Here is a 24,882-nt window from a genome sequence, read left to right as displayed (position 1 = left end):
CCCGAATATTACGCTCACTTGAGGGAAATTCGGAGGAAATCTTCTCGCAGGTGCAGAAATAGTTCAGGAGGTGAACTTATGGAATCTGGGTTGGAGGAGGTCCTTCTCGAATCGCAGCACGCACAGGAAGGGTGCGGGCCGATTAACCTTGTGGGGTTGCGTGATTCCAAATCTCTCCGTCAGCAGGTCTTTGAACAGGTGCGGGCAAATGGGCAGGTATCGCGGGCCATGATCGCGCGGACTTTGAACGTTTCTCCGGGGTCTGTGACCTCAATTACGGCCGAATTGATTGCAGAAGGCTACCTGCGCGAGGTTGAGGGTGCCGCCCGTGAGGCGGGCCGTGGTCGTCCTCCCGTCGCGTTGCAGGTGGTGCCAGAGGTGAAACGGGTCATCGGGATTAAAATCTCTGACGAACGTCATACCGCTGTGCTAACCGATTTCGCGGGGCAGGTGGTTGCCTCTGCCGCACTGGACATTCCGACCACGAAAAAGCCTGTCGCTACGATCCTCGATGAACTCGAAGAGTTGGTGAGCCGTTTGATGACCACGGCGGGCCTGCCGTTTTCTGCGGTCTCGGGAATCAGTGTCGGGATATCGGGTGTTGTCGATCACTCCTGTGGTGTCGTCACATGGTCGCCGCTCATCGTTGAAACCGAAGTTGCGATGGAACAGGCCATCGCGGATCGGTTCAACTGTCCCGCTCACCTCGAAAACGACGCGAATATGCTGACGCTGGCTGAACTTTGGTTCGGCGCTGGCCGCAGCCGTAAGGACTTTGCCGTTGTCACAGTCGAACATGGCGTGGGCATGGGCATGGTGATCAACAACCAACTCTATCGCGGCACCCGTGGCATGGGCATGGAGTTGGGCCATATCAAAGTGCAACTCGACGGTGCACTCTGCCGCTGTGGACAACGTGGCTGTCTCGAAGCTTACCTTGCTGACTACGCTCTGGCCCGAGAGGCGTCGACCGCCTTAGGCATTTCGCGAAATAATCCGCAGAGCCTTCCAGTCATGCTCGAAACGCTCTACGAGAAAGCAAAATCGGGCAACCGTGGTGCGCGGACGATTTTCCAGCGCGCTGGGCGATATTTGGCGGTTGGCCTGTCCAATATTATCAACCTTTTCGATCCCGAACTGATCATTCTGTCGGGCGAACGGATGCGGTTCGACTACCTCTACGCCGCCGAAGTGCTGGCAGAGACGCATTCTCTGACTCTCAATCAGGCGCGACCAAGAAGCAAAATTGAAATCCAGACATGGGATGACTTAGTCTGGGCCCGTGGGGCAGCGGCGCTTGCGCTGAGTGAATTGACCAATCGGGTCTTTGGAGAGACGAAGTTACCAGCATGAAATACCTAACGCTCCTCGCGGCCTTCAGCGCGGCACCAGCCTTTGCAGGGCCAGTTTTCGAAAATATGTCCCAGAATTTGCCGCCCCATGAGTATAGCGGCGGCTGGGACCATTTCGTCGGCGGCGGCGTTGCGGTGATGGATTGCAACGGGGATACGCTTCCTGATGTGTTCGCGGCAGGTGGGACGGGGCCAGCATCGCTTTTCATCAACGATGGTGATTTCAAGTTCCACGCTGGTGACTTTCCCGAAATCACAGAGACCACAGGTGCCTATCCGATCGACATCGATGCCGACGGCCACATGGACCTTTTCGTTCTGCGGATCGGCGCGAATAGAGTGCTGAAGGGCGGCGCGGATTGTAGCTTTACGGATGTGACGGCTGACTATGGTGTGCCAGAGGCCGATCAGTGGTCCACGGCCTTTAGTGCATGGTGGGTCGATGATGGGTTGCCGCAGATTGCGGTTGGCAACTACGTGGATCGCAGCAACCCCAAGGGGCCGTTTTTCGCCTGTGATAGCAATACTTTGCTGACGCCAGACAACGGCACATACACTGCCACAAGCCTAGAGCCTGGTTTCTGTGCGCTCTCCATGCTTGCGGCGCGGGATGCGTCGGGTACTCAGCGGCTCCGCATTTCGAACGACCGCCAGTATTACGTGCGCGGCGGTTACGAGCAGATGTGGGACATCGCCGAGGCGCGGTTTTTGGGTGAAGACGACGGCTGGGCGAAGGTGTCCCTCTGGGGCATGGGGATCGCAAGCCGCGATCTGAACGGTGATGGCCGCGATGAGGTGATGCTGACCTCTATGGGCGACCAGCTTCTGCAAATCGCGACGGACGAAGGCCTATATACAGCCGCGCCGTTTAACATGGGCACATCGGCGCATCGCCCTTATCTCGGCGATGATGGCCGCCCGTCGACAGGGTGGCATGCGCAGTTTGGCGATGTGGACAACGATGGTCGCGCTGATCTTTTCATCGCGAAAGGCAACGTCGATCAGATGCCGTCGAACGCGATCCATGATCCGAATAACCTTCTGATGCAGCAGCCTGACGGCCGCTTTGTTGAGGCAGCACTCGAGGCGGGGCTTGCCAGCGGCGAACGTGCCCGCGGCGCAGCATTGACTGATTTCGACAATGACGGACGGCTCGATGTTCTGGTGCTGAACCGTCGTGCACCTTTGGAAATCTATCGCAATGTGACGCCGGACACTGGCGCATGGCTCAATGTCGCGCTGGAGCAAGACGGCGGAAACCGTAATGCAATCGGCGCGCAAATCACAGTTGAGGCAGGTTCGTTCAAAGAAACGCAGCAAGTCACCATCGGCGGCGGTCACGCTGGCGGTCAGGCCGTGCCGCTGCATTTTGGTCTCGGCGACGCGACTGAGGCCACAATCACCGTGGAATGGCCGAACGGGGCAGTGACCACAGCCACCGCCCTTGTGAACCAAACGCTGACCCTAACCCATTAAGGGTTAGGGATCGTCAATCCGCTCGGCACCGTTTCTGGAACACCCAAACGACCCGTTTCGGCGGCGGTATCGGTCAGGCTATTGAGGAAGGCGACAATCGCTGTGATCTCGTCCTCGGACAGTTCAACGGGTTCAATGCTGACTGCTGCGGCGATCGCTGCGACCTCTGCTGGATCATCCATGATGCGCCAATCCGCGAACTCAGCCTCGGGCAACACGACCTGCGAGCGGTCGTAAGATTCGAGACCCGCAATGGGGTCAATGTGACTTTTGACGAATGCTGTCAGGTCCGAATACGCCCCTGCGTGCCCCCACGGTCCCGTAAGTGCCACGTTGCGCAACGACGGTGTGCGGAAGGCATAGAGGTCAGCAGGATCGCCCGTCACACGGAAACGCCCTTCGTCGCGGGCATTGGTTTCAAACCGCGCACCTTTACCCGGTCCAACCTGAGGCTGCCCCATCGCGTGGAAGCTATGATCGGTCAGGAATTTACCCGCGTGGCAGGACGCACAGCCAGCTTCGCCATAGAACAATTCCATCCCTAGAGCGGCGGTTTCAGGCAGAGGAGCAACCCCGCGCAAGGCTGCATCAAAAGGCGATGTATCCGACCGCCACTCAAACTCCATAAACGCGGCAATCGCGTTGGAAACATCAGTGAAGGCGATGTCGTCAGGAGACGAAATGTGGTCATAAACTGCGCTGAATTTATCCGAGTACTCGGGAATGGAGGCGACGCGGCGTGCGATCAAATCCCATGCGCCGCCTTCGCCCGTCAGTGTGCCCAGACGCACGGCCTGTGAAATCTCGTTCTCGGAATAATGGCCTGCCATTTCATCGGCTGACAAAACAGGGAACATTGTCTGCGCGGAAACGATAGAGGCAAAGCCCGCGACCATTTCGTCCTCAAGAGGAGTGCGTAGGCCAGACGGACGGTTCGGGTCTAGCTCTACACGACCATCGTGGAACAGTGCGCGGAACTCTTTGGCGCCGAGGTTAAAGAGTGGTTGCGCGTTACGGGGAATCCGTTGTTCAGGCAGGTTGGCCATGTCCAGAACACGGTTCGGACCGAGTCCGCGACCGCCATCGCCGATGGAGAGCGAAAGCCCGTCGCCAGTTCCCTCGGACGGATGATGACAGGTCGCGCAGGCAACTTCTTTGTTGCCTGACAGGATGGGATCATAGAACAGCAATTGGCCGAGTTCGGCCTCGTCTTGGCGCACAGGCAGGAAATCGTCATCCGTCAAGGGCGCAGGTATTCCTGCCGCCTGAACCATTGGGGCTGCCAACACCAAAAACAAGGTTAATGAACGCATCCGATCTCTCCTCTTCCCTTGGCAATAGACTGTCGCAAGGCGGTGGATTTGGAAAGGCAAATAGGGCGGTTTTTCCGCATAGAAACGGGATTTTGAACAGAAAGAGGCCCCGCCTGATGTTTCAGGCAGGGCCTCTTTGCAGGGAGAAGCAGTTTAGCTGTTTGTGGCGTTGCGATACCACTCGACAATCATCCGACGTTCGTCGTCTTCCATGTAGCTGACGTTCGCGGGTGGCATGGCGTGAGTGACGCCAGCCTGCAGGAAAATCTGGGTTGCAGCACGGGCAATGTCGTGGTCCGTTTCAAGGAGCATTCCTTTGGGCGCGTTGCGGATACCGTCATAGAACGGCTCGCGTGCATGGCACATAGAGCAGCGGCCAGGGATCACCGAGGCCACGTCTTCGAACCCTTCGGCATTTGCGAATTTCTGTTCGGTCGGGGTCAGCGGACGGGCGTCTGATTCTTCCCAAGTGTCGTAGCGCAGCGGCGCGGTCGACAGCCACGCGATAAGGATGAACAGGATTGCCGTGACTGCCCATGTCCAGTTTGGGCTGCCTTTGCGAGCGTGGCGGGTGTTGAAATAATGACGGATCGTCACGCCCATCAGGAACACCAGCGCCGCGATGATCCAGTTGTAATCTGTGCCGAAGGCCAGTGGGTTGTGGTTCGACAACATCAAGAACACGACGGGAAGGGTCAGGTAGTTGTTGTGGGTCGAACGCAGTTTCGCGATTTTCCCGTATTTCGCGTCAGGTGTGCGACCTTCTTGGAGGTCTTTAACCACGATACGCTGGTTCGGCATGATGATCAGGAACACGTTCGCCGTCATGATGGTCGCGGTGAACGCGCCGAGGTGCAGCATGACCGCGCGACCTGTGAACACTTGATTATAGGCCCAGCCCATCACGACCAGCAGGACAAACAGCAGAACCATCAAGACGGTGGGGCGTTCGCCCAGAGGCGATTTGCAGAGGAAATCGTAGACCAGCCAGCCGATGCTGAGGGAGGCCGCAGAAATTAGGATGCCCTGCCACAGGGCGAGGTCCGCCTTGGCTGGGTCGATGAGGTATAGCTCACCACCGACCCAGTAAATAATCATCAGCAGAGCCGCGCCAGAGAGCCAAGTCGTATAGCTCTCCCATTTGAACCAAGTCAGGTGATCGGGCATGTTTTCAGGGGCAACGAGGTATTTCTGGATGTGGTAAAACCCACCGCCGTGTACCTGCCATTCTTCGCCATGTGCGCCCACTGGAAGGTTAGGCACCTTGCGAAGACCGAGGTCCAACGCGATGAAATAAAAGGATGATCCGATCCACGCCATCGCGGTGATCACGTGAAGCCAGCGCACTGCAAAGGCGGCCCAATCCCACAATACTACAAGGTCCTGCATATTTCCCCATCTCCTGTATTTGCGAAGAGTCTAGTCCAGTGATAGCTTTTCGAGTATTCTTGAAAATCCCAAGGCAGCTTCAAGAAATACGGAAATATCACGTGGCTTACCTCGACAATATCAGAACCTTCATTCGGGTCTATGAACTTGAAAATATGTCGGCGGCTGCACGAGATTTACGCATTTCTGCTGCGGTTGCATCATCTCGAATCTCGCAGTTAGAAGAACACCTTAACACACGGCTATTCCAGCGCACGACCCGCAAGCTCGCTGCGACTGAACAGGGGCGGATGTTTTACGAAGGGGCCTGCCGTATCATTGAGGCCGTTGATATGGCCGAAGCGGACATCAGTACCGCGACCAGCACGTTACGTGGAACGCTTTATGTCGCGGCCCCGCTTGGGCTGGGACAACGGGTCATTGCGCCCGCGTTGCCCGATTTTCGGGCGCAAAATCCGCTTGTGGATATTCGGCTGCGTCTCTCCGACCGCAAATTGGATATGGCCGAGGAGGGGCTTGATGTGTTGTTTTTCCTTGGTAATCCCGAGGACAGCAACCTTCGCATTCGCAAAATCACGGATTGCCAAAGGGTGCTCTGCGCCTCTCCCGATTACCTCGAACGGCGGGGCTATCCGAAAACGAGCGCAGAGCTCTGCACCGATGCGCATGATTGTTTGAACCTGCGTTACCCCGGCGCGCCAGAGTTTCGCTGGCCGCTGCAGGGTCCAGAGGGGGTGCGCCGTGTGCCCGTGACAGGGCCGTTTGAGACCGACCACGGTGACGTGCTGACAAATTGGGCTTTGGACGGGCAGGGGATCATTCTGAAATCCGTGTTCGAGATTTCAGAACACTTGGCGTCAGGGCGTCTGGTGCCTGTGCTCCCAGACGAACCACCCGTGCCCATTCAGATGGGTTGCCTGTTCATGCATCGCAGACGGCAAGACCCTAAGGCACGGGTTTTTATCGATTTTATGGTCAAACGGATCGACGAACAGCTATCGGTTTAGCTGCCGCGATAGGTCGAATACCCGAAGGGCGAGAGGAGCAGCGGCACGTGATAGTGCGATGCCTCTGACATGCCGAACCGTAGCGGGATCACATCCAGAAACCGTGGGGTTTCAGGTGGGGTTCCGCAGGCATCGAGGTAGTCGCCCGCGTGGAATACCAGCTCGTAAACACCCGTCGCAAATTCTGCGGCTGGCAGAATTTGTTCATCGGTGCGGCCATCTGCGTTCGTCGCGAGGCTACGGATGAGCGTGCGGGTTTCGTTCTCAATCCGATAGAGGTCAATCTTCAGACCCTGCGCAGGGCAGCCACGCGCCGTGTCCAAAACGTGAGTTGTCAAATATCCAGACATTTCAGTCTCCTTTTGCCCTTTTTTGCCGCAGTTACAGAATGAAGCGATACCTGAGCAGCAATAAGGACTTTCAAGATTAAATTGAAACCGTTTCACTGGCTCTCAGAATACAGTGTTGCGAACTGCAGGAGAATTCAATTGCGTCGATATACTCGCAACATGCGCGGATACGGGCCACAGGCCCCCAATGCGAACTGGCCCAACGGGGCCAAAGTGGCTGTGCAATTCGTTCTGAACTACGAAGAAGGCGGTGAGAACTGCTTGCTCCATGGGGATGCGGGCTCCGAGGGGTTCTTGTCAGATATTCCGGGTGCCGCACCATGGGCGGGGCAGCGTCATTGGAACATGGAGTCGATCTACGAATATGGTGCCCGCGCTGGGTTCTGGCGTTTGCATCGTTTGTTCACAGGCGCAGATATTCCTGTCACGATCTACGGTGTAGCTTCTGCGTTGGCGCGTAACCCAGAACAGGTTGCAGCAATGAAATCTGCAGGCTGGGAAATCGCGAGCCATGGGCTGAAGTGGGTTGAACACAAAGACATGCCCGAAGACGAAGAACGCGCTGCCATCGCGGAGGCCGTCCGGCTCCATACTGAGGTCGTTGGTGAACGCCCGCGCGGTTGGTATACGGGCCGTTGTTCGATGAATACAGTCGCGCTCGTCGCCGAAGAGGGCGGGTTCGACTACATCAGCGATACTTATGACGATGACCTGCCGCATTGGATGGAATTCGGCGACCGTGATCAGTTGATCATCCCTTACACGCTCGAAGCAAACGACATGCGGTTCGCTGGCGCACCGGGCTGGGTCACCGGGCAGGACTTTGGCGACTACCTTATTGATGCCTTCGATACGCTATATGCCGAAGGCGAGGCAGGTGCGCCGAAAATGATGTCCGTCGGGCTGCATTGCCGACTGGTTGGACGTCCGGGTAAAATCGCAGGCCTCAAGAAATTCATCGACCACATTCAGGCGCATAGCGATGTCTGGTGCCCGCGCCGCATCGAGGTGGCAGAGCATTGGGCGTCGCATCATCCGCACAAACGGATAGAGCGGCCGAGCACAATGACCAAAGACCGTTTTGTCAGCCTTTATGGTGGCATCTTTGAGCATTCCGCATGGATTGCCGAGCGTGCGTTCGAGTTGGAACTCGGACCCGCGCATGACTGTGCCGCTGGCGTACATAATGCGCTCTGCCGCATGTTCCGTTCCGCGACTGATCATGAACGGCTTGGCGTTCTATTGGCGCACCCTGATCTGGCTGGGAAGCTGGCCGCGGCTGGTCGTCTCACTGCAGAGAGCACATCAGAACAGGCGAGCGCGGGCCTCAATATGCTAACCGATGAAGAGCGCGAAACCTTTACCGCGCTGAACACGGACTATGTCGCGAAACACGGGTTCCCCTTTATCATTGCCGTGCGCGACCATGATAAAGCGTCGATCCTTGCGGCGTTCAAACGTCGCATCAACAACGACCGTGATACCGAGTTTGCAGAGGCCTGTCGTCAGGTCGAACGCATTGCAGAGTTCCGCTTGCAGGACCTCTTCGCATGACCGTGAACGTGACGCCCAAGCCCCTCACCGCCGAAGCCTTTGCGCCATATGGTGACGTGATCGAAGTTTCGGGCGCTCCAGACATGATCATCAATCAGGGCATGTGCGGGCGTCACCACGACCGCGCAAACGTTGATTTCGACGAAGGCCGCGCGGGCATCAGTCTCTTTGACGCAAAGGCGCGTAGCCTACCGATGACCGTTGCATTGGTCGAACGTCACCCCTTGGGTAGTCAGGCTTTTGTGCCGATCACAGGCGTTCCGATGATTGTTGTGGTTGCGGCTGCGGGCGAAACACCTGGCCCGATTGAGGCATTCATCAGCCAACCAGGGCAATCGATCAACCTACACAGAAACACATGGCATGGAGTTCTCACGCCATTGGATCGCGATGGCCAATACATCGTGATCGACCGAATTGGGGACGGCAATAATCTGGTGGAACACTGGTTCAAAGAGCCAGTGATTATTGACGTCCCACAATAAACGCTCCCCGCAGAATGGGGGCGACTAACAACAGTCAGAAGGGAGTAACTACTATGGCTGATACGTCACTTGGGACAGCTGCACAGCTAAAGGACCCGAATTACACACCCCCAATAGCCCAAGCAATCCCGCTGGGTATTCAACACGTTTTGGCGATGTTCGTATCGAACGTCACACCTGCGATCATCGTTTGCGGTGCTGCAGGGTTCGGCTTTGGCTCGAATTCACCTGATTTCCCGCAGATGGTCTATATGCTCCAGATGTCGATGTTCTTTGCGGGCGTTGCGACATTGTTCCAAACCATTGGTTTCGGTCCTGTGGGCGCACGCTTGCCGATCGTTCAGGGCACATCCTTTGCTTTTATTCCAATTATGATCCCGCTCGTTGCGGGCAAAGGCGTTGATGCCATCGCTGTCCTCATGGGCGGTATCTTTGTGGGTGGTCTGTTTCATGCCTTGCTCGGCACAGTCATCGGTAAAATCCGCTTTGCTCTGCCGCCGTTGGTGACAGGCCTCGTGGTGATGATGATCGGCCTCGCACTGGTGAAGGTTGGTATTCAGTATGCCGCGGGTGGTGTTCCTGCAATTGGTACGCCTGAATATGGTTCTGGCGCGAACTGGCTGGTCGCTGGCACAGTGATCTTGGTTACACTCGGCCTCAAGTTTTTTGCCCGTGGGATGCTATCCATCTCGGCTGTTCTGGTCGGTCTGATCGCTGGCTACGTGGTTGCTTATGCAATGGGCATGGTGAGCTTTGGTAACGTGGGTCGCGCTGCGACCTTCTCGTTGCCGAACCCGTTCCACTTTGGCATGGAATTCACCGCGGCGTCGATCATCGGCTTCTGCGCGATGGCGTTCGTTTCGGCTGTTGAAACCGTGGGCGACGTATCTGGTATCACCAAAGGTGGCGCTGGGCGCGAAGCAACCGACAAAGAGATCGCTGGTGCGACCTATGCAGACGGTCTGGGTACCGCTGTGTCTGGCCTCTTTGGCGCACTGCCGAACACCTCGTTCAGCCAAAACGTCGGTTTGATCGCCATCACTGGCGTCATGAGCCGTCACGTTGTGACCCTTGGCGCTGTGTTCCTGATTATCTGTGGTTTGGTGCCCAAAGTTGGCGCGATCATCTCCACCGTTCCGATCGAAGTTCTGGGCGGCGGCGTGATCGTCATGTTCGGCATGGTTGTCGCGTCGGGTATTTCGATGCTGTCGGATGTTGAATGGAATTCCCGCAACATGGTGATCTTTGCGATCGCTCTGTCGCTGGGTCTGGGTCTCCAGCTCGAACCTGATGCGTTGCAGTATCTGCCGGGCACGATCAAAATCTTGGCGACTTCGGGCATCCTGCCTGCAGCCCTGATCGCGATTGTTCTGAACCTCGTCCTGCCAGCCCACCTCTCGGTCGAAGCGACAGATGAAGTGTCGGGCGGCATGTCTGGGTCCAAGAAGTAATCAAAAACCCTGCTCCGCAGTCGCGGGGCAGGGCATATGACAAAGCAAAAGCCCCAGAGGAAACTCTGGGGCTTTTCGTTTAGCGGGCCAATGGAGCAAAGGGCATGTGGCGGTTCACATCCTTGTAGAGGAGGTATCGGAACGGCCCCGGCCCCCCAGCATAGCAGGCTTGCGGGCAGAACGATCTTAGCCACATGAAGTCGCCCGCTTCGACCTCGACCCAATCATCGTTGAGACGGTAGACGGCTTTGCCTTCGAGCACATAGAGCCCGTGTTCCATCACATGTGTTTCCGCAAAGGGGATCACTCCGCCCGGTTGGAAGGTCACGATGTTGACGTGCATGTCATGGCGCAGGTCGGTCGGATCAACGAACCGCGTCGTCGCCCATTTGCCATCCGTGTCTGGCATCGCATTCGGGGCCACGTCCGCTTCGTTCGTGACAAAGGCGGTCGGCATGTCGAGCCCGTCGATTGCTTGATACCGTTTACGCAGCCAATGGAACCGCAGTGGCGCCGCTTTGGTATTGCGCAGGGACCATGTCGCGTCTGGCGGCAAGAAGGCATATCCGCCCTCAGCCAGCACATGGGTTTCACCGTTCAGCGTTAGGGCCATTTCACCCGCCACGACAAAGAGAACAGCCTCAACACCCGTCTCAGTCTCTGGGCGATCCGAACCGCCGCCCTCAGCGACCTCAGCGATGTATTGCGAAAACGTCTCTGCAAACCCAGACAAAGGGCGCGCCAGAACCCAAAAACGGGCGTTGTCCCAGAAGGGCAGGTAGCTGGTCACGATGTCACTCATCGTGCCTTTGGGAATGACGGCATAGGCGTCTTTGAACACGGCGCGATCCGTGAGCAACTGTGTCTGCGGTGGAAGCCCACCCGTCGGGGAGTAGTATCGAGATTTTGTCATGATAATCCGAACCTTATAGATCGACCCCACTCAACCCAACTTTGGCGCAACGCACCACAGTGATTTGACGATAAGGTTTCGTAGCTTGGTTTTGATAATCGCGTCTCAATCCGCAGCCAGTAGCCAATCCCGTAACTCAATCGCCCGCGCAGGGGCGTTTTTCCGAGCCGTAATATAGAACCCGTGCGGTGCTTCAATGCTGTCAGGAAAGAGTTTGACCAGCGACCCCGATGAGATCAGCCCGCGTGTCAGCGTTTCCCACCCCAGCACCGCACCAACGCCGTCTTGGGCCGCTTGAAGCGCGATGGCGTAGTTGTTCACGTAGTGTGAGGGACCCAGATCAATCGTTACACCCAACATTTCGAGAAAGCTCTGCCAGCCCGTCCATCGCGCATCAGACGCCGTCAAGTGGATCAAAGGCATCTTAGTCAAATCGGTTAAATTTTGGGCAGAAAAACGCGCTGCGAACTCTGGTGAGGCAAGAATAGAAATGCGGTCACGGAACAAGAGACGGCAATCGCCAGAATTCGGTGCGTCCTCACCATAGAAAATGCATAGGTCACTGGTGGGCGACGTCCCCGGCAAATCGGTGACGTTTTGCGACACGGGGATGTGTCCGCGATGCGCCCAAAACCGAGTTAGACGCGGGGTGAGGAAGAAGGCAGAGACAGCCGTCGTCGCCTCAATCGTCACTGCGTCGTCATCCGCACGAAGCTGTAACTGGTCGATTGCGCTGGATATTTCGCCAAACCCACGTTGGATCGCGACATAGAGAAACGCGCCTGCCTCGTTCAATTCGACACCGCGGTGATAGCGGTTGAACACCTGAAATCCCAGCTCGGCCTCCAGCGATTTGACCTGATGGCTGATCGCGGCAGGGGTGACATTCAGATCGTCGGCTGCCTTTTTGAAACTCGCACACCGTGCGGCGGCCTCAAAACTGGCAATCGCGGTGAGGGAGGGAAGCGAATGATAGCGGGCTGGCATGGGGCAATCCTGTGGTGAGCGCCAAAACCTTTATGGCTTAATTGAAGTAAGTCAATGATAGGTTTTTTGCGATTGCGAGCGACCTGCGTTTTGCGGTTCTGTATCGCTGATTCAACGAAAGACCGACCGATGCATTCCAACAGTGATGTTCTCTCTCTCCTCCTGTCCCGCAAACCGTGGCATTCGCTGCCGCAGGGACTTTATTCCTCGCAAGCGGCCTATGACGCGGATATGCGCGACCTCTGGCACCGTGAATGGATTTTTGCGGCCAGCGCTGCGGAACTGCCCGCTGCCGGCAACTATGTGACCGTCACCTTGGGCGATGCGTCGATCATCGTGGTGCGGGGCGCTGATGGCGTTGCACGTGCGTTCCACAATTCCTGCCGTCACCGTGGCAGCCGCATTTGTTCAGCGACCAAAGGCACCTCTGCGAAACTCGTTTGCCCCTATCACCAGTGGACCTACGACCTCGACGGATCGCTCCTCTGGGCGCGTGAAATGGGTGACGATTTTAACCCCAAAGAACACGGCCTCGGTGTCGTTCACTGCCGCGAAGTGCAGGGGCTCATCTACATCTGCCTCGCCGCCGTTGCGCCCGACAGTGGCGACCTCGCCGATCAAGCAGCCCGTTACCTCGGGCCGCACGATGTGGCAAACCTCAAGGTCGCCTACCAGTCCACCATCGTTGAAGAGGCGAACTGGAAACTGGTGATGGAGAATAACCGCGAATGCTATCACTGCGCATCGAACCACCCGTCGCTCTGTGTGACCTTCCCTGATGATCCGAACCTCGTCGGTGCGGATGATGCGACGACCAGCAACATGGGGCGTGAGCATATTGAGAAATGCGAGGCCGCGAATTTCCCTGCGCGCTACGTGATCGACCCGACCGAGACATGGCGTTTCGTCCGTATTCCGTTCCTGCGTGACACGGTCAGCTACACGATGGATGGTAAGGCTGCAGTGTCCAAACGCATCGGCACTGTGCCTTTCGATGATGCGGGCAGCTGCCTCTATTTCCACTACCCGAACTCGTGGAACCACTTCCTGTCGGATCAAGTGCTGACCTTCCGCGTCATGCCGCTCGGCCCAGATCGGACCGAAGTCACAACGACGTGGCTCGTTCACAAGGATGCGGTCGAAGGCGTGGATTACGACCTGAACCGCCTGACCGAGGTCTGGATCCACACCAACGACGAGGATCGCCAAATCGTTGAGGAAAACCAGCGCGGGATCAATTCGCCGGGCTATAAACCGGGTCCTTATAGCAAGGCCCAAGAAGGCGGCGTGAACCAGTTCGTGGATTGGTATTGCCGCACGCTGCAAAACCATATGGTTTCGTCATGATCCCGATGCCGAACCGAACCTCGCCCGTCTGGACCGATGCGGAATTGCTAGAGTGTGTGGCCGTTCTGCCTGAAGCACCGAACGTCAAAACGTTTAGCTTCCGTGCGCCATCAGGTGCGACCTTCGTCTACAAGGCGGGACAGTTCATCACGCTCGATCTGCCAGTGCCGGGCGGGAATGTTCAGCGGACATTTACCATGTCCTCTTCGCCCCTGTCGGCGGGCTACATCAGCGTGACCGTCAAGGTCCAAGAGGGTTCTGTCGGAAGCCGCTGGATGCACGATCATCTGACGATCGGCACGCGGATCAAGGCATACGGGCCAGCAGGTATTTTCCATCTTCCTGACCAGCCCGATGGCAAATACCTCTACATTTCGGCGGGTTCTGGTGTGACGCCGCTCATGTCGATGGCCACCACTTTGTATGAATTGGGTAACGATCCCGATATCTGTTTTATCCAATGCGCCAAACGTCCGCGTGACCTGATTTTCCGCCAAAAGCTGGAACTGATGACCTCGCGGACCGCTGGTATCGATCTGCATTTTGTCGTCGGTCAAAACGATCCCTACGAGGTTTGGACAGGCTATCGCGGTCGGTTTAACCAGTTGATGCTGGGTCTGATGTGTCAGGACTATCTAGAGCGCGATGTCTATTGCTGTGGTCCAGAGAGCTTTATGGACAGCGTGCGCGAAATCCTGATTTCGCTAGGCTATGACATGGATCGCTATCATCAGGAGGCGTTTTCGGCCCCTGTTGACGACCCCGAAGACTTGCCTGAATTCAATGATGTTGAGGCCGATGCCACGGCAGCCGCAGAGGTTACCTTTGCAAAATCGGGCAAGACCGCAATGGGCAAAGAAACGGACACGGTTCTAGCTTTGGCGCGGGCCAACGGTGTGCCGCTGCCGTCTGGATGTAGCTTTGGTCTTTGCGGAACCTGTAAGATCAAGAAAATCTCGGGCGACGTGCATATGGTCCACAACGGCGGGATTACCGATGCCGAGGTTGATGCAGGTTATATCCTTGCCTGTTGTTCGCACCCCTTGGGCAATGTGGAGGTGGAGGCTTAATCCGCCCCCATATCCTTGGCCTTTTGGGTCGCGGCAGAAAGACCAGAGTAGAGCGCGGTGGAAAATCCACTTGCCTCTGCTGTGGTCAGACCGGCCGCCGTCGTGCCTGCATAGTCGACAAAGACCTTCACCCACTCGGTCGCGTTCTGCGCCTCACCACGCAACAACTGCGCCGCGTCACAGATGGTCGCTTCGGTTGCGCGTGCGGCAATGTCGGGGCTAACGCCGTTGTCGGTCAGAAATTTCATCATCGTTGCAGCCATGAGGGCAGGGTAGGCTGGTCCTGATCCCGAAAGCGCGGTCATCAGATCGATGTCTGACTCTGACGCCAGTTCATCACAGGTGCCAAAGGCAGACAGAATGTCATTTGCGGTCGCTTTGTCATCCGCAGTGACCTCAGGCCCCGCGAACCACGGCGAATAGGATGTGCCGATCTCTGCGGCTGCGTTCGGAATGGCGCGGATCACACGATTGCCCAAGGCCGCGATGTTCACGCCCGCCATAAATGAAATCGCCAGTTTTCCTTCGGCGTCAAAATTCAGCGCGGGCCAATCCTGTGGTCGAACCGATAAGATGATCACGTCAGAACGGTCGACCAGATCGGTCACATCCGCGGCCCATACGACTTGCCGCCCGAAATAATCGTCGCGCGGACCGCTGCGGTTCAGGATAATCAGATCGTCCGGCGCATGGCTGCGATCCAAAAGTGCCTTACCCAATGCAGAGCCGAGCCATCCCGTGCCGCCAATTATCCCGATTTTCATGGTGTTACTCCGAACCGTGAATAGAACCGCGCGACTTCGCGATCATTGGGTTTTTGGCCAGTATAGACCTCAACATAATTGGCAACGCGGGCCAGTCGTTCGGCTAGCGGTTCTGTCGTCTGCATCGAGATGTAGCCAATCTGAACAAGGTAAATCGTCCGCGCCCGCACATCGGCATCTTGGGCGTCGTATCCCCAGCCCTCTAGCATACCGCGCAGCGCATCGAGCCGCCGTTTGTCTGCGGCTTGTAGTTCGATGAGCATCTTGGGGTCTTGGATCGCCCAGCTACGGACAGCGTGTTCCATTCGTGCGTCAAAAGCATCCTCGCGCAGGAAACAACTGATGACGTTGAACATCGCCTCCGTTCGGGTCTCGGCGTATTCCTTTGTGGCTGCAATCAGAGGGGTTGTTGTGCGGTCCTCCCACAGGGCTCTCAGCGCTTGGAGTAGCGACCCTCGATTGTCAAAAAACCAATAAAAGCTGGTGCGCGACAATTTCAGTTGCGCCGCAAGTGGCAAAATCTTTACCGCATCGATCCCGTTTTCGATCAACGCATCATAGGCCGCTTGCAGCCATAATTCTGGCGATCCGCGCCATCCGGTGTCGATGTCTTCAGCCTGTGTCATGTGGGTAGGCTACCTGCGAATGACGGGCTGCTCAAGTAAATGTTCATAGGTGAACCTAAACTTGACAGTTATGAACATTTTAGGAATCCTGCGGCAAATCCAATTGCGGAGTCGCGCCATGTCTAACGATCCACTTCTCCAGCCTTATCAGCTAAAACACCTCACTCTGAAAAACCGGATCATGATTACAAGTCATGAACCTGCCTATCCCGAAGACGGCATGCCCAAGGAACGTTACCGCGCCTACCATGTCGAGCGGGCAAAGGCGGGTGTGGCGCTGACGATGACCGCAGGGTCGGCTTCGGTTGCGCGCGACAGCCCGCCCGTGTTCAACAATATCCTTGCGTGGAAGGACGAAGTTGTCGGCTACATGAAGCAGATGGTTGATGAATGTCACGACCACGGCGCCGCAGTGATGATCCAATTGACCCACCTTGGTCGCCGCACACGCTGGGATAAGGCGGATTGGTTGCCCGTTGTCGCGCCCAGCCACGAACGTGAGGCATCGCACCGTGCATTCCCAAAACGCATAGAAGATTGGGATATCACGCGCATCATCGAGGACTACGCCGACGCCGCTGAACGCATGCAATCGGCGGGTGTCGATGGGATCGAGCTCGAAGCCTACGGCCACCTCCTCGAACAATTCTGGTCGCCGCTGACCAACGACCTCGACGCGCCATATGGCGGTTCGCTCGAAAACCGTCTGCGGTTCACAATGGAGGTTCTGCAAGCGATCCGTGACCGTTGTGGTGAGAAGTTTATCGTCGGCGTACGCTACACGGGCGATCAGGATATGGCGGGCGGCATGGGTAAGGATGAGGGACTTCAGGTCTCGCACATGCTTAAAAACAGTGGCCTTGTGGATTTCCTCAACATCGTGAAAGGCCACATCGACACTGATCCTGGTTTGACCGATCTGATCCCGATCCAAGGGATGCGGAACGCGCCGCACCTCGATTTTGCGGGCGAAATTCGTGCGGCAACCAATTTCCCCACCTTCCATGCGGCCAAAATCCCTGACGTCGCCACGGCCCGTCACGCGATTGCGAGCGGTAAGCTGGACATGGTCGGCATGACCCGCGCCCACATGGCTGACCCGCATTTGGTGCGCAAAATCATCGAAGGGCGTGAGGATGACATTCGTCCCTGCGTGGGTGCGAACTATTGCCTCGACCGCATTTATCAGGGGGGCATGGCACTCTGCCTGCACAACCCCGCAACGGGCCGCGAATTGGAAGTGCCGCAGACGATTACCCCTGCGGATACGAAAAAGCGGGTCACGATCGTCGGCGCTGGCCCCGCAGGGATGGAGGCCGCTCGTGTCGCTGCCGAACGTGGTCACACTGTCACCGTGTTCGAGGCCGCAGACCAACCCGGTGGGCAAATCCGTCTGACCGCACTGCAAGAACGCCGTCGGGAGATGACGTCGATCATCGCGTGGCGTTTTGATCAGTGCACCAAACGCGGCGTGCAGTTCCATTTCAACACCTTTGCCGACATGGACACCGTTCTGGAAACCAACCCAGACGAGGTTATCATCTCGACAGGTGGCCTTCCGCACACTGAGGTGTTGGAGGCTGGCAATGAACTGGTTTGTTCTGCGTGGGATATTCTTTCTGGCGATGTGAAACCGGGCGCGAACGTGCTCGTGTTTGACGACGCAGGCGATCACGCGGGTCTACAGGCCGCTGACGTGATTTCGGAAACGGGCGCGAAGGTCGAAATCGTCACGCCAGACCGCAGTTTTGCCCCCGAAGTCATGGCGATGAACCTCGTTCCTTACATGCGAAACCTGCAAAAACGCGACACGACCTTTACGGTCACGTGGCGTCTCATGGCGGTCGCGAAAGAGGGCAACCAACTGCGCGCGACCTTGGGGAGCGATTACGGCGGGGTGACGCGTGAACGGATCGTGGATCAAGTTGTGGTAAACCATGGCACGCGCCCGCTCGATGACGTGTATTTTGATCTGAAACCGCTGTCGTCGAACTTAGGTGAGGTGGATTACGACGCGCTGTCGACAGGTGCGCCGCAGACCGTGACTCGCAATCCCGAAGGCACGTTCCGACTGTTCCGCATTGGTGACGCTGTTTCGGCCCGCAACACCCACGCGGCGATCTATGATGCCCTGCGGATCGGTAAGGACCTCTAACCGATCGGCATCGTAAAGCCGACTTTCACGCGGTCCATCACCGCGCTCGTTCTAAAACGCGCGACGTTTTCTTCTGCAAAGAAGTGGCGTCGCGTGAAGTCTTCGTAATCGGCCATATCTTTGGCTGAAAGGATCAGGATAAAGTCCGCGTTTCCAGTAACATAGTAGCACTGCATCACTTCTGGTGCGGCTTTCATCTTATCCTTAAAACGATCCAATTCCGCAGGCCGTTCGTTTTGGAGTGTCACCTCAACAATCATGATCAATCCACGTCCCATCGTCTGAGGATTGAGAAGTGCAACCTCTTGTTCAATCGCGTCTGACGACCGCAATTTCGCGAGCCGTTTGCGGCAGGCGTCAGGCGATAGCCCCACCTTTTCCGACAGCGCTTCGGCGGTCAGGCGGTTGTTGTGCTGTAGGGCGTCGAGGATGAGTGTGTCAAAGCTGTCCATGGGGGGATTTGGTCGGAATATACGCCTGTTGTCACGGCAAATTCGTGGTTGGGTCCGAAAATCCGCATTCGATGGTTTTTGACGCGGTTTTTCGGCCCAATCGCACCCTTCTTTGCCGAGATCGGATTGACCGCCTGCGCTACTCTCATCGCACAGTAAAAGGATTCCCAATGCCTATCACACGTTCTAACCCATTCCGTGGCTCTGGCTTGCCGAATATGACGCTTTATCCGACCGCAGATGCGGGAGCTGTGGGTAAACTGTTGTCGATGTGCCCCGCGCACGCTCAAACGCCATTGGTCGAGGCACCCGAACTGGCCGAGACCGTCGGTGTGGCCCGCATCACGATCAAGGATGAACGTGGGCGCATGGGCTTGGGCAGTTTCAAAGCACTCGGCGCGGCATTCGCGATTGCCCGCGAGGCGGCAGAGGTCGTGCAGGGTGACGCTTGGGGCAGTGCCCTCACAGGTCGTGTTTTCGTTACGGCGAGCGCCGGTAACCACGGTCTGTCGGTCGCGGCTGGGGCCAACCTCTTTGGCGCGCAGGCGGTGATTTTCTTGTCCAACACTGTGCCTGAAGCCTTTGCCACAAGGCTCAAAGCCAAAGGGGCACAGGTCGAACGTGCGGGTGCGAACTATGAGGAAAGCATGGAGGCCGCATTGGTTTGGGCGGCGGAGAAGGGCTACACGCTGCTCTCTGATAGCTCGTGGCCCGGCTACACCGATCCGCCGTTCCACGTGATGGAGGGGTATCTACAGTTGGCGGCAGAGGCGGCAGTGCAGATCGATACGCCTCCCACACATATCCTGTTGCAAGCGGGCGTCGGCGGGCTTGCCGCTGCGGCGGCTGTCTATGCGCGGTCGGTATGGGGCGATGGCCCGAAGATCATTGTCGTTGAACCTGATCAAGCGCCCGCCTTGTTCGATAGCATCGGCGCGGGCGAAGTTGTGACCTCTTCGGGTGGCGTGTCAGAGATGGGCCGTTTGGATTGTAAAACCCCGTCGATGATTGCACTCGCGGGGCTGTCGCGGGATGCCGATACGTTCTTGACCCTGACCGAGGAAGAGGTGGCTCATGGTATCACGGTTTTGGGGGAATACGGCTTTGCCACGACCCCCTCGGGCGGTGCGGGATTGGCCGCGCTTTTTGCAGGGATCGACGGGATCGGGCCTGATGCGCATGTGATGTGTATCCTCAGCGAAGGCCCCGAAGATGTCTGACCGCTCACTCATTTTTCCAACCAGCGAATATCGCGCCCGCGTCGAACGATTGCAGGCGCGGATGGCCGCAGCAGGGCAAGACGCGCTGTTGCTGACCTCGCCCGCGGATGTGTTCTACGTCACGGGGTTCCTGACGCGGTTCTGGGAAAGCCCCGCGCGTCCGTGGTTCATCGTCGTGCCTGCGCAGGGTGATCCGATTGCCGTGATCCCCGCGATTGGGGCCGATCTGATGAGGAGGACATGGATCAACGACATTCGGACGTGGGCCGCCCCTGATCCTGTGGATGATGGTGTTTCGCTGTTGGCCGATACGCTCTGCGATCTGGTGTCAGAGGGCGGCGTGATCGCGACACCGATGGGGTTGGAAACCTCGGCCCGTTTGCCGTTGGGTGACTTTATGCGGATCGCGGATCGCATCGCGTCGCGTCGATTTGTGGACGGCACCGACACCATTCAGCGGGTTCGCGAGGTGAAATCCGAGGCAGAGATTGCGAAAATACGCACGATCTGCGGCGTGGCTGATCGCGCCTTTGCCCGAGTGCCAGATTTTGCAGGCGTTGGCCGACCGCTCGACGAAGTGTTCCGCGATTTCCAAAAGGTCCTCTTGGACGAGGGCGCGGATTGGGTGAGCTATACCGCAGGCGGCGCAGGGCAGGGCGGGTATGGCGATGTGATCTCTCCCGCTGGGCCAGAGCCGTTGCGGGCGGGTGATATCCTCATGCTCGACACAGGCGCGGTGAAGGACGGGTATTTCTGCGATTTCGACCGCAATTATGCTGTCGGTGCGCCCTCCGATGATGTCAAACGCGCCCAAGCTGCGTTGACCCATTCGATTGATGTCGCGCTGGACATCCTGCGACCGGGGATGCTGGCTAGGGACGTCCACCGTATCCTCACCGATGCGATAGTGGCTAAGGGCGCCGTGGCTGGCGGTGGTCGGCTTGGGCATGGGTTGGGGATTACCCTTACGGAATGGCCATCCTTTACCCCGCTCGACACGACTGAACTGCGGGCAGGGATGGTTCTGACGCTAGAGCCTGGGGTTGAGATCGCCCCGAACCGCATCCTTGTTCACGAGGAAAACATCGTCTTGCGCGAGGAGGGGCCAGTGCTCCTCTCCACCCGCGCACCAGAATTTTTGCCAGAGGTTTGATATGACGACTTATCCCTATGATTTGACTGGCCCGATTGGGTCTTCTGCGATCCTTGGTCTGATCGCGCTATCCACCGACGAAACGGTCGAGCAAGATTTCTGGCACATGTTCCCGCAGAGGGATGTGGCGGTCTACATTAGTCGTGTGGCTGCAGGGGCGGAACTGAACCCCGATACAATCGCGACGATGGCAGGGCATATCACGGGCGCGGCGTCGCTGTTTCCGACGTCTCTGGATTTCGATACGATTTCATATGCTTGCACCTCTGGCACGACGCTGATCGGTGAGGATCGCGTGGCCGATCTCGTCAGGGAAGGTGCAAAAACGCGCAACGTCACGAACCCTCTGACGGCTTCGGTCGCGGCGCTTCGGGCTCTGGGGGCTACGCGTTTGGGGGTCGTATCGCCCTATATCGCGACCGTCGCGGATGCCATCAGAGATGCCTTTGTCGCGCGAGGATTTGAGGTGCCAAAGACGTTGTCCTTTGGCGAAGAGCTAGAGGCCCGCGTCGCCCGCATTGACCCCAAATCGATCCAAGCCGCCGCGTTAGAGATCGGTCGCGATCCAGAGGTCGACGCCGTGTTCCTGTCCTGCACCAACCTACGCACGATGGACATCATCGATGCGCTTGAGGATGAACTAGGCAAACCCGTTGTCAGCAGCAATCAGGCGCTGGCATGGCATATGGCCCAGCTTGCGGGCTGCACTGCAGGGCCAAATGCGCCGGGGAAATTGTTCCGCCTCTGATGGCTCAGGTGAACAGGCGGGTCAGCCTCTGGTCGAGAGGGAAGAGATCCGCCTGAATAGCGTGATAATGGTCGGGCTTGCCGATGAACTGCTTTTCAGCAGGTTTCCCGTTGGCATCGACCTCATGGAACCAACCGCCGTTTTCGTGGTCGATAAAGAGGTCCGAGGCCGCCTGCCATAAACGGCGATACCATGCCTCGTCATCGTCGCGACCGTCGAGTTTGATCAGCGATACCATGGCCCCGATGGCCTCGGTCAGCGGCCACCAGTAACGGTCTGTGACCTGTGGTGCGCCAGAATAGTCGAGAGTGTAGACGAATCCGCCGCCCTCTACCCACGCATCATTCAGCGCGGTTTCGATCAACGAACGTGCACGATCGACGGAGCCATCATCCTTGCGGCCCGCCAAATCCCAATACTGCAGGTAAAGCCGACCAAGTTCGAACGAATGACCCGGTGTTGTGCCGCGCGGACGGAACATTGGGTCGCCCTGATAGGTCAGGTCGGGCGTCCAATTCGGCGTGTAGTGCTCTGGCAATCGCCAATCGTGCGAGGGCGCGATGGTCTCCATAAAGAACGACAGGATGCGCCCCGCACGGATGAGGAACAGCGACTCGCCCGTTGCCTCATAAGCGGCCAAGAGCGCCTCAACCCCGTGCATATTGGCGTTGTACCCACGGTAGGTCGAAAACGGCGACCAGTCGCGATTGAACTCGTCAAAGAACAGGCCCGCATCGTCATCCCAGAACCGCGTGTCCAGCACCTCAGCCGCGTCTATGATCAAGCGGTCGGCGTCTGGGTGGCCGATGTTCTTTGCGCTCGACCCAGCAAGGAGGACAAAGACATGCCCATAAGCGAGCTTTTTGTCATCGACGATTGCGCCGTCCTTTAGGCCGTAGACATATCCGCCATGTGTCGTATCGCGGTGCTGGTTCCACAGGAACGCCATGCCCGCGTCGATCATATCGTCGTGCCTCTTCGCCCCCCAAAGCGAGGCCAGCGCATAGGAATGAACCATCCGCGTGGTATTGTGGAGCTGTTGTGCCGACCCCGCGATAGGTGTGCCGTCGATGGCGAGGACGTCATAGGCCCCATCCGCACGCAACGCCTTGCGATAAAACGCCAATTGCGCGTGGGCATCGTTTTCCAGAAATGCCCGATGGACGGGATCGTTGATCCAATGGCCATTGAAACCGTCTGTGCCGATCTGGGTCATGCTGTGCCTATTCGTGCTATGTGTCACGAATTGATACCGCTAACGACCTTTACCGCGCAACGCTTACCGCTTTGAGCACTGCAAATACTTTTTGCCCAGCCGTAAGCCCGAGGGTTTGAACCGAACGGCGGGTGATGCGTGACAATAGGGTCGCGCCGCCGACCTCCATCTGGACCATTGCACCTGGGCCGTCGCCCATGCGGATTGATTTGATCGTGGCAGGCAGAACGTTGAGGGCAGAGATGCCTTGGGGGGCTTGGGTGGCGATCATCACGTCTTGGGCGGCGATGCGCAGGCGAACCAGATCGCCGATCTGACGGCCGCAATTTGGGATGGTCACGACCAGATCGCCGATCAGCAGGTCGCTCAACCCGTCGTCAGAATGGGCGCCAACTCGCGCCTCAATCATCGCGCCCGCCTCGCGCACGCCAACAGGGGTTACAGACGGGTCAGAGAGGACCTCGCCCGCTGGCCCCATTTGTCTGACGCGCCCCTGATCCATTACGACGACCGTAGTAGCAAGGCGTGCAACCTCGCCCGCAGCGTGGCTCACATAGACAATCGGGATACCCACCTCATCGCGGAGCCGTTCAAAATACGGCAGAATGTCATCCTTGCGGGCCTCGTCCAGCGCTGCCAGAGGTTCATCGGCGAGGATCAGTTCTGGCCCCGACAATAGCGCCCGCCCAATCGCAACCCGCTGCTTTTCTCCGCCAGAGAGGGCGGCAGGGCGACGGTTCAAAAGATCGCCAAGGCCGAGCATTTCGACCACGGGATCAATTGCTGCCTTCGTTGCGCTGAACCGCTGTCCGTAGGTGAGGTTCTGGCGCACAGACAGGTGTGGGAATAGGCGGGCATCTTGGAACACGTAGCCGATCCGCCGTTTGTGAGGCGGGAGCCAAAGGCCCGTCGCGCTGTCTTGAAGGACATGTCCTCCAATCGCGATACGCCCCGCATCTGGGTGCAGTAGCCCCGCAATTGCATTAATCACGCTCGTCTTGCCAGAGCCAGAACGACCGAACAGGACCGTCAGCCCCTCTGGTGCATCAAAGGCCACATCAAGGGTGAAATCACCCTGTTTGTGTGTGATCTGAACCGACACCGTCATGCTGACACCCGTGCAGCGATGCGTTTCGATACGACCTCAGACAAGAGGAGGGCTCCCATTGCAATGACCACTGCAATGATAACGAGCCTCAGGGCAGAAGCTTCACCACCGGGGACTTGCAGGAAGGCATAGATCGCAGAGGGCAGGGTTTGCGTCTGGCCGGGGATGTTCGACACAAAGGTGATGGTGGCCCCAAATTCACCCATCGCCTTGGCAAAGGCGAGGATGGAACCCGCCAAAATACCGGGGAGGATGAGGGGTAGGGTCACAGTCATGAACACCCACGCCCGCGATGCGCCGAGAGTTGATGCGGCTTCTTCTAGCTTTGGGTCGACGGCTTCGATCGACAGGCGGATCGCGCGGACCATTAGTGGAAACGCCATGATAGCGGCTGCGAGGACGGCGCCCGTCCAGCGAAAGGCAACGACAATCCCGAACGTTTGTTCGAGGAACGCACCGACAGGGCCACGCCGCCCGAAGGTCAGCAAGAGCAGATAGCCCGTTACCACCGGCGGCAGGACGAGCGGCAGATGGACGATTCCGTTGAGAACCTGTTTTCCGACAAAGGACCAGCGGGCCAAAGCGTAGGCGGTGAAAATCCCGATGGGGAGGCTTAGCACGGTCGCCCAAAAGGCAACGCGCAGCGACAGCGATACCGCTTGCCATTCCGCTGGTGAGAGCCAATCCGTCACGCTGTCCGCCTCCATTCCTCGGGCCGACTATTGCGGAGTGGCGGCAGAGGAGCA

At 57.7% G+C, this 24,882-nt stretch carries 23 protein-coding genes; 12 read left to right on the top strand and 11 right to left on the bottom strand.

All coding sequences use genetic code 11. The annotated features are described in order from the left end of the window. The first annotated feature begins 78 nt into the window (after window positions 1–78). Together BSK21_RS09110 and BSK21_RS09105 are read left to right on the top strand one after the other, a co-directional pair. The gene (locus tag BSK21_RS09110) at window positions 79–1,353 is read left to right on the top strand and encodes an ROK family protein (RefSeq protein WP_067546393.1); all 1,275 of its coding nucleotides are present in this window, start codon (window positions 79–81) and stop codon (window positions 1,351–1,353) included. Next, window positions 1,350–2,828 carry a CRTAC1 family protein gene (locus BSK21_RS09105; protein WP_067546390.1) on the top strand — a complete coding sequence of 493 codons (1,479 nt, stop codon included), beginning with the start codon at window positions 1,350–1,352 and terminating at the stop codon, window positions 2,826–2,828. Before BSK21_RS09110 ends, BSK21_RS09105 begins: the two co-directional genes overlap by 4 nt. Here BSK21_RS09105 and BSK21_RS09100 read toward each other — a convergent pair. Both BSK21_RS09100 and BSK21_RS09095 read right to left on the bottom strand, forming a co-directional pair. Further along, complete coding sequence (locus BSK21_RS09100) at window positions 2,825–4,141, bottom strand: cytochrome-c peroxidase (RefSeq protein WP_067546387.1); 1,317 nt, start codon at window positions 4,139–4,141, stop codon at window positions 2,825–2,827. The two genes, BSK21_RS09105 and BSK21_RS09100, sit on opposite strands and share 4 nt — an antisense overlap. Window positions 4,142–4,294: 153 nt before the next feature. After that, window positions 4,295–5,530, bottom strand: a complete 1,236-nt coding sequence (locus tag BSK21_RS09095) for a urate hydroxylase PuuD (protein ID WP_067546384.1) — start codon at window positions 5,528–5,530, stop codon at window positions 4,295–4,297. A gap of 101 nt (window positions 5,531–5,631) precedes the next feature. On the opposite strand from BSK21_RS09095, the gene BSK21_RS09090 reads away from it, so the two are divergent. Then, on the top strand, window positions 5,632–6,537 hold the full coding sequence (locus BSK21_RS09090; protein ID WP_067546381.1) for a LysR family transcriptional regulator: 906 nt from the start codon (window positions 5,632–5,634) through the stop codon (window positions 6,535–6,537). On the opposite strand, the gene uraH is transcribed toward BSK21_RS09090, so the two are convergent. Further along, window positions 6,534–6,887 carry a hydroxyisourate hydrolase gene (uraH, locus tag BSK21_RS09085; protein ID WP_067546378.1) on the bottom strand — a complete coding sequence of 118 codons (354 nt, stop codon included), beginning with the start codon at window positions 6,885–6,887 and terminating at the stop codon, window positions 6,534–6,536. The genes BSK21_RS09090 and uraH overlap by 4 nt on opposite strands. 138 nt (window positions 6,888–7,025) lie before the next feature. Between uraH and puuE the strand changes: the two genes are divergently transcribed. From puuE to BSK21_RS09070, 3 genes are read left to right on the top strand one after another with little or no spacing between them, the layout of a single operon-like run. Then, on the top strand, window positions 7,026–8,441 hold the full coding sequence (gene puuE / locus BSK21_RS09080; RefSeq protein WP_067546374.1) for an allantoinase PuuE: 1,416 nt from the start codon (window positions 7,026–7,028) through the stop codon (window positions 8,439–8,441). After that, window positions 8,438–8,926, top strand: coding sequence for an ureidoglycolate lyase (locus BSK21_RS09075; protein ID WP_067546371.1), 489 nt, complete (start codon window positions 8,438–8,440; stop codon window positions 8,924–8,926). Before puuE ends, BSK21_RS09075 begins: the two co-directional genes overlap by 4 nt. A 53-nt stretch (window positions 8,927–8,979) precedes the next feature. Beyond that, on the top strand, window positions 8,980–10,377 hold the full coding sequence (locus BSK21_RS09070) for a uracil-xanthine permease family protein (protein ID WP_067546368.1): 1,398 nt from the start codon (window positions 8,980–8,982) through the stop codon (window positions 10,375–10,377). A gap of 79 nt (window positions 10,378–10,456) precedes the next feature. Here the strand turns inward: BSK21_RS09070 and BSK21_RS09065 are convergent, their stop codons facing one another. Beyond that, on the bottom strand, window positions 10,457–11,290 hold the full coding sequence (locus BSK21_RS09065; RefSeq protein WP_067546365.1) for a bifunctional allantoicase/(S)-ureidoglycine aminohydrolase: 834 nt from the start codon (window positions 11,288–11,290) through the stop codon (window positions 10,457–10,459). A 105-nt stretch (window positions 11,291–11,395) separates the two neighbouring features. Continuing rightward, complete coding sequence (locus BSK21_RS09060) at window positions 11,396–12,277, bottom strand: LysR family transcriptional regulator (RefSeq protein ID WP_067546363.1); 882 nt, start codon at window positions 12,275–12,277, stop codon at window positions 11,396–11,398. 129 nt (window positions 12,278–12,406) lie between these two features. Between BSK21_RS09060 and BSK21_RS09055 the strand changes: the two genes are divergently transcribed. Continuing rightward, window positions 12,407–13,624, top strand: a complete 1,218-nt coding sequence (locus BSK21_RS09055) for an SRPBCC family protein (protein ID WP_067546361.1) — start codon at window positions 12,407–12,409, stop codon at window positions 13,622–13,624. Beyond that, the gene (locus BSK21_RS09050; RefSeq protein ID WP_067546358.1) at window positions 13,621–14,694 is read left to right on the top strand and encodes a hybrid-cluster NAD(P)-dependent oxidoreductase; all 1,074 of its coding nucleotides are present in this window, start codon (window positions 13,621–13,623) and stop codon (window positions 14,692–14,694) included. The genes BSK21_RS09055 and BSK21_RS09050 overlap by 4 nt, the downstream gene beginning before the upstream one ends. Here BSK21_RS09050 and BSK21_RS09045 read toward each other — a convergent pair. Together BSK21_RS09045 and BSK21_RS09040 are read right to left on the bottom strand one after the other, a co-directional pair. Further along, a complete protein-coding gene (locus tag BSK21_RS09045) occupies window positions 14,691–15,458 on the bottom strand; it encodes a pyrroline-5-carboxylate reductase (RefSeq protein ID WP_067546355.1) in 768 nt (255 codons plus the stop codon). The two genes, BSK21_RS09050 and BSK21_RS09045, sit on opposite strands and share 4 nt — an antisense overlap. After that, window positions 15,455–16,084: a TetR/AcrR family transcriptional regulator gene (locus BSK21_RS09040; RefSeq protein ID WP_067546352.1), complete on the bottom strand. Its 630-nt coding sequence runs from the start codon at window positions 16,082–16,084 to the stop codon at window positions 15,455–15,457. Before BSK21_RS09040 ends, BSK21_RS09045 begins: the two co-directional genes overlap by 4 nt. 118 nt (window positions 16,085–16,202) lie before the next feature. Here BSK21_RS09040 and hpbA point away from each other — a divergent pair, with 118 nt between their 5' ends. After that, complete coding sequence (gene hpbA, locus BSK21_RS09035; RefSeq protein ID WP_067546349.1) at window positions 16,203–18,239, top strand: N-methyl-L-proline N-demethylase HpbA; 2,037 nt, start codon at window positions 16,203–16,205, stop codon at window positions 18,237–18,239. Here the strand turns inward: hpbA and BSK21_RS09030 are convergent. Further along, entirely contained in the window at window positions 18,236–18,691 is a 456-nt protein-coding gene (locus BSK21_RS09030) for an Lrp/AsnC family transcriptional regulator (protein ID WP_067546346.1), read from the bottom strand. The two genes, hpbA and BSK21_RS09030, sit on opposite strands and share 4 nt — an antisense overlap. Before the next feature lie 170 nt (window positions 18,692–18,861). Here BSK21_RS09030 and BSK21_RS09025 point away from each other — a divergent pair, with 170 nt between their 5' ends. Genes BSK21_RS09025 through BSK21_RS09015 form a run of 3 tightly spaced genes read left to right on the top strand, consistent with a single transcriptional unit; the run spans window position 18,862 to window position 21,812 of the window. Beyond that, window positions 18,862–19,911, top strand: coding sequence for a pyridoxal-phosphate dependent enzyme (locus BSK21_RS09025; RefSeq protein WP_067546343.1), 1,050 nt, complete (start codon window positions 18,862–18,864; stop codon window positions 19,909–19,911). Further along, window positions 19,904–21,064 carry a Xaa-Pro peptidase family protein gene (locus BSK21_RS09020; RefSeq protein ID WP_067546340.1) on the top strand — a complete coding sequence of 387 codons (1,161 nt, stop codon included), beginning with the start codon at window positions 19,904–19,906 and terminating at the stop codon, window positions 21,062–21,064. Before BSK21_RS09025 ends, BSK21_RS09020 begins: the two co-directional genes overlap by 8 nt. A gap of 1 nt (window position 21,065) precedes the next feature. Continuing rightward, window positions 21,066–21,812, top strand: coding sequence for an aspartate/glutamate racemase family protein (locus BSK21_RS09015; RefSeq protein ID WP_067546337.1), 747 nt, complete (start codon window positions 21,066–21,068; stop codon window positions 21,810–21,812). Between the two features lie 4 nt (window positions 21,813–21,816). Here BSK21_RS09015 and BSK21_RS09010 read toward each other — a convergent pair whose 3' ends face one another. The 3 genes from BSK21_RS09010 to modB are packed head-to-tail and all read right to left on the bottom strand — an operon-like array spanning window position 21,817 to window position 24,843. Continuing rightward, a complete protein-coding gene (locus BSK21_RS09010; protein WP_067546334.1) occupies window positions 21,817–23,028 on the bottom strand; it encodes an AGE family epimerase/isomerase in 1,212 nt (403 codons plus the stop codon). Between the two features lie 49 nt (window positions 23,029–23,077). Then, on the bottom strand, window positions 23,078–24,136 hold the full coding sequence (modC, locus tag BSK21_RS09005) for a molybdenum ABC transporter ATP-binding protein (RefSeq protein WP_067546332.1): 1,059 nt from the start codon (window positions 24,134–24,136) through the stop codon (window positions 23,078–23,080). After that, window positions 24,133–24,843, bottom strand: coding sequence for a molybdate ABC transporter permease subunit (gene modB / locus BSK21_RS09000; protein ID WP_067546330.1), 711 nt, complete (start codon window positions 24,841–24,843; stop codon window positions 24,133–24,135). The genes modC and modB overlap by 4 nt, the downstream gene beginning before the upstream one ends. Window positions 24,844–24,882 lie beyond the last annotated feature (39 nt).

The organism is Marivivens sp. JLT3646 (assembly GCF_001908835.1).
GTDB lineage: Bacteria > Pseudomonadota > Alphaproteobacteria > Rhodobacterales > Rhodobacteraceae > Marivivens > Marivivens geojensis.
Note: the sequence above shows the minus strand (reverse complement) of the source record. Positions and strands in the feature narration are given on the sequence as shown.

Coding starts and splice junctions, on each gene's coding strand:
- BSK21_RS09110 (WP_067546393.1), top strand. CDS start 79: ATGGAATCTGGGTTGGAGGAGGTCCTTCTCGAATCGCAGCACGCACAG.
- BSK21_RS09105 (WP_067546390.1), top strand. CDS start 1,350: ATGAAATACCTAACGCTCCTCGCGGCCTTCAGCGCGGCACCAGCCTTT.
- BSK21_RS09100 (WP_067546387.1), bottom strand. CDS start 4,141: ATGCGTTCATTAACCTTGTTTTTGGTGTTGGCAGCCCCAATGGTTCAG.
- BSK21_RS09095 (WP_067546384.1), bottom strand. CDS start 5,530: ATGCAGGACCTTGTAGTATTGTGGGATTGGGCCGCCTTTGCAGTGCGC.
- uraH (WP_067546378.1), bottom strand. CDS start 6,887: ATGTCTGGATATTTGACAACTCACGTTTTGGACACGGCGCGTGGCTGC.
- BSK21_RS09075 (WP_067546371.1), top strand. CDS start 8,438: ATGACCGTGAACGTGACGCCCAAGCCCCTCACCGCCGAAGCCTTTGCG.
- BSK21_RS09070 (WP_067546368.1), top strand. CDS start 8,980: ATGGCTGATACGTCACTTGGGACAGCTGCACAGCTAAAGGACCCGAAT.
- BSK21_RS09065 (WP_067546365.1), bottom strand. CDS start 11,290: ATGACAAAATCTCGATACTACTCCCCGACGGGTGGGCTTCCACCGCAG.
- BSK21_RS09060 (WP_067546363.1), bottom strand. CDS start 12,277: ATGCCAGCCCGCTATCATTCGCTTCCCTCCCTCACCGCGATTGCCAGT.
- BSK21_RS09055 (WP_067546361.1), top strand. CDS start 12,407: ATGCATTCCAACAGTGATGTTCTCTCTCTCCTCCTGTCCCGCAAACCG.
- BSK21_RS09050 (WP_067546358.1), top strand. CDS start 13,621: ATGATCCCGATGCCGAACCGAACCTCGCCCGTCTGGACCGATGCGGAA.
- BSK21_RS09045 (WP_067546355.1), bottom strand. CDS start 15,458: ATGAAAATCGGGATAATTGGCGGCACGGGATGGCTCGGCTCTGCATTG.
- BSK21_RS09040 (WP_067546352.1), bottom strand. CDS start 16,084: ATGACACAGGCTGAAGACATCGACACCGGATGGCGCGGATCGCCAGAA.
- hpbA (WP_067546349.1), top strand. CDS start 16,203: ATGTCTAACGATCCACTTCTCCAGCCTTATCAGCTAAAACACCTCACT.
- BSK21_RS09030 (WP_067546346.1), bottom strand. CDS start 18,691: ATGGACAGCTTTGACACACTCATCCTCGACGCCCTACAGCACAACAAC.
- BSK21_RS09025 (WP_067546343.1), top strand. CDS start 18,862: ATGCCTATCACACGTTCTAACCCATTCCGTGGCTCTGGCTTGCCGAAT.
- BSK21_RS09020 (WP_067546340.1), top strand. CDS start 19,904: ATGTCTGACCGCTCACTCATTTTTCCAACCAGCGAATATCGCGCCCGC.
- BSK21_RS09015 (WP_067546337.1), top strand. CDS start 21,066: ATGACGACTTATCCCTATGATTTGACTGGCCCGATTGGGTCTTCTGCG.
- BSK21_RS09010 (WP_067546334.1), bottom strand. CDS start 23,028: ATGACCCAGATCGGCACAGACGGTTTCAATGGCCATTGGATCAACGAT.
- modC (WP_067546332.1), bottom strand. CDS start 24,136: ATGACGGTGTCGGTTCAGATCACACACAAACAGGGTGATTTCACCCTT.
- modB (WP_067546330.1), bottom strand. CDS start 24,843: ATGGAGGCGGACAGCGTGACGGATTGGCTCTCACCAGCGGAATGGCAA.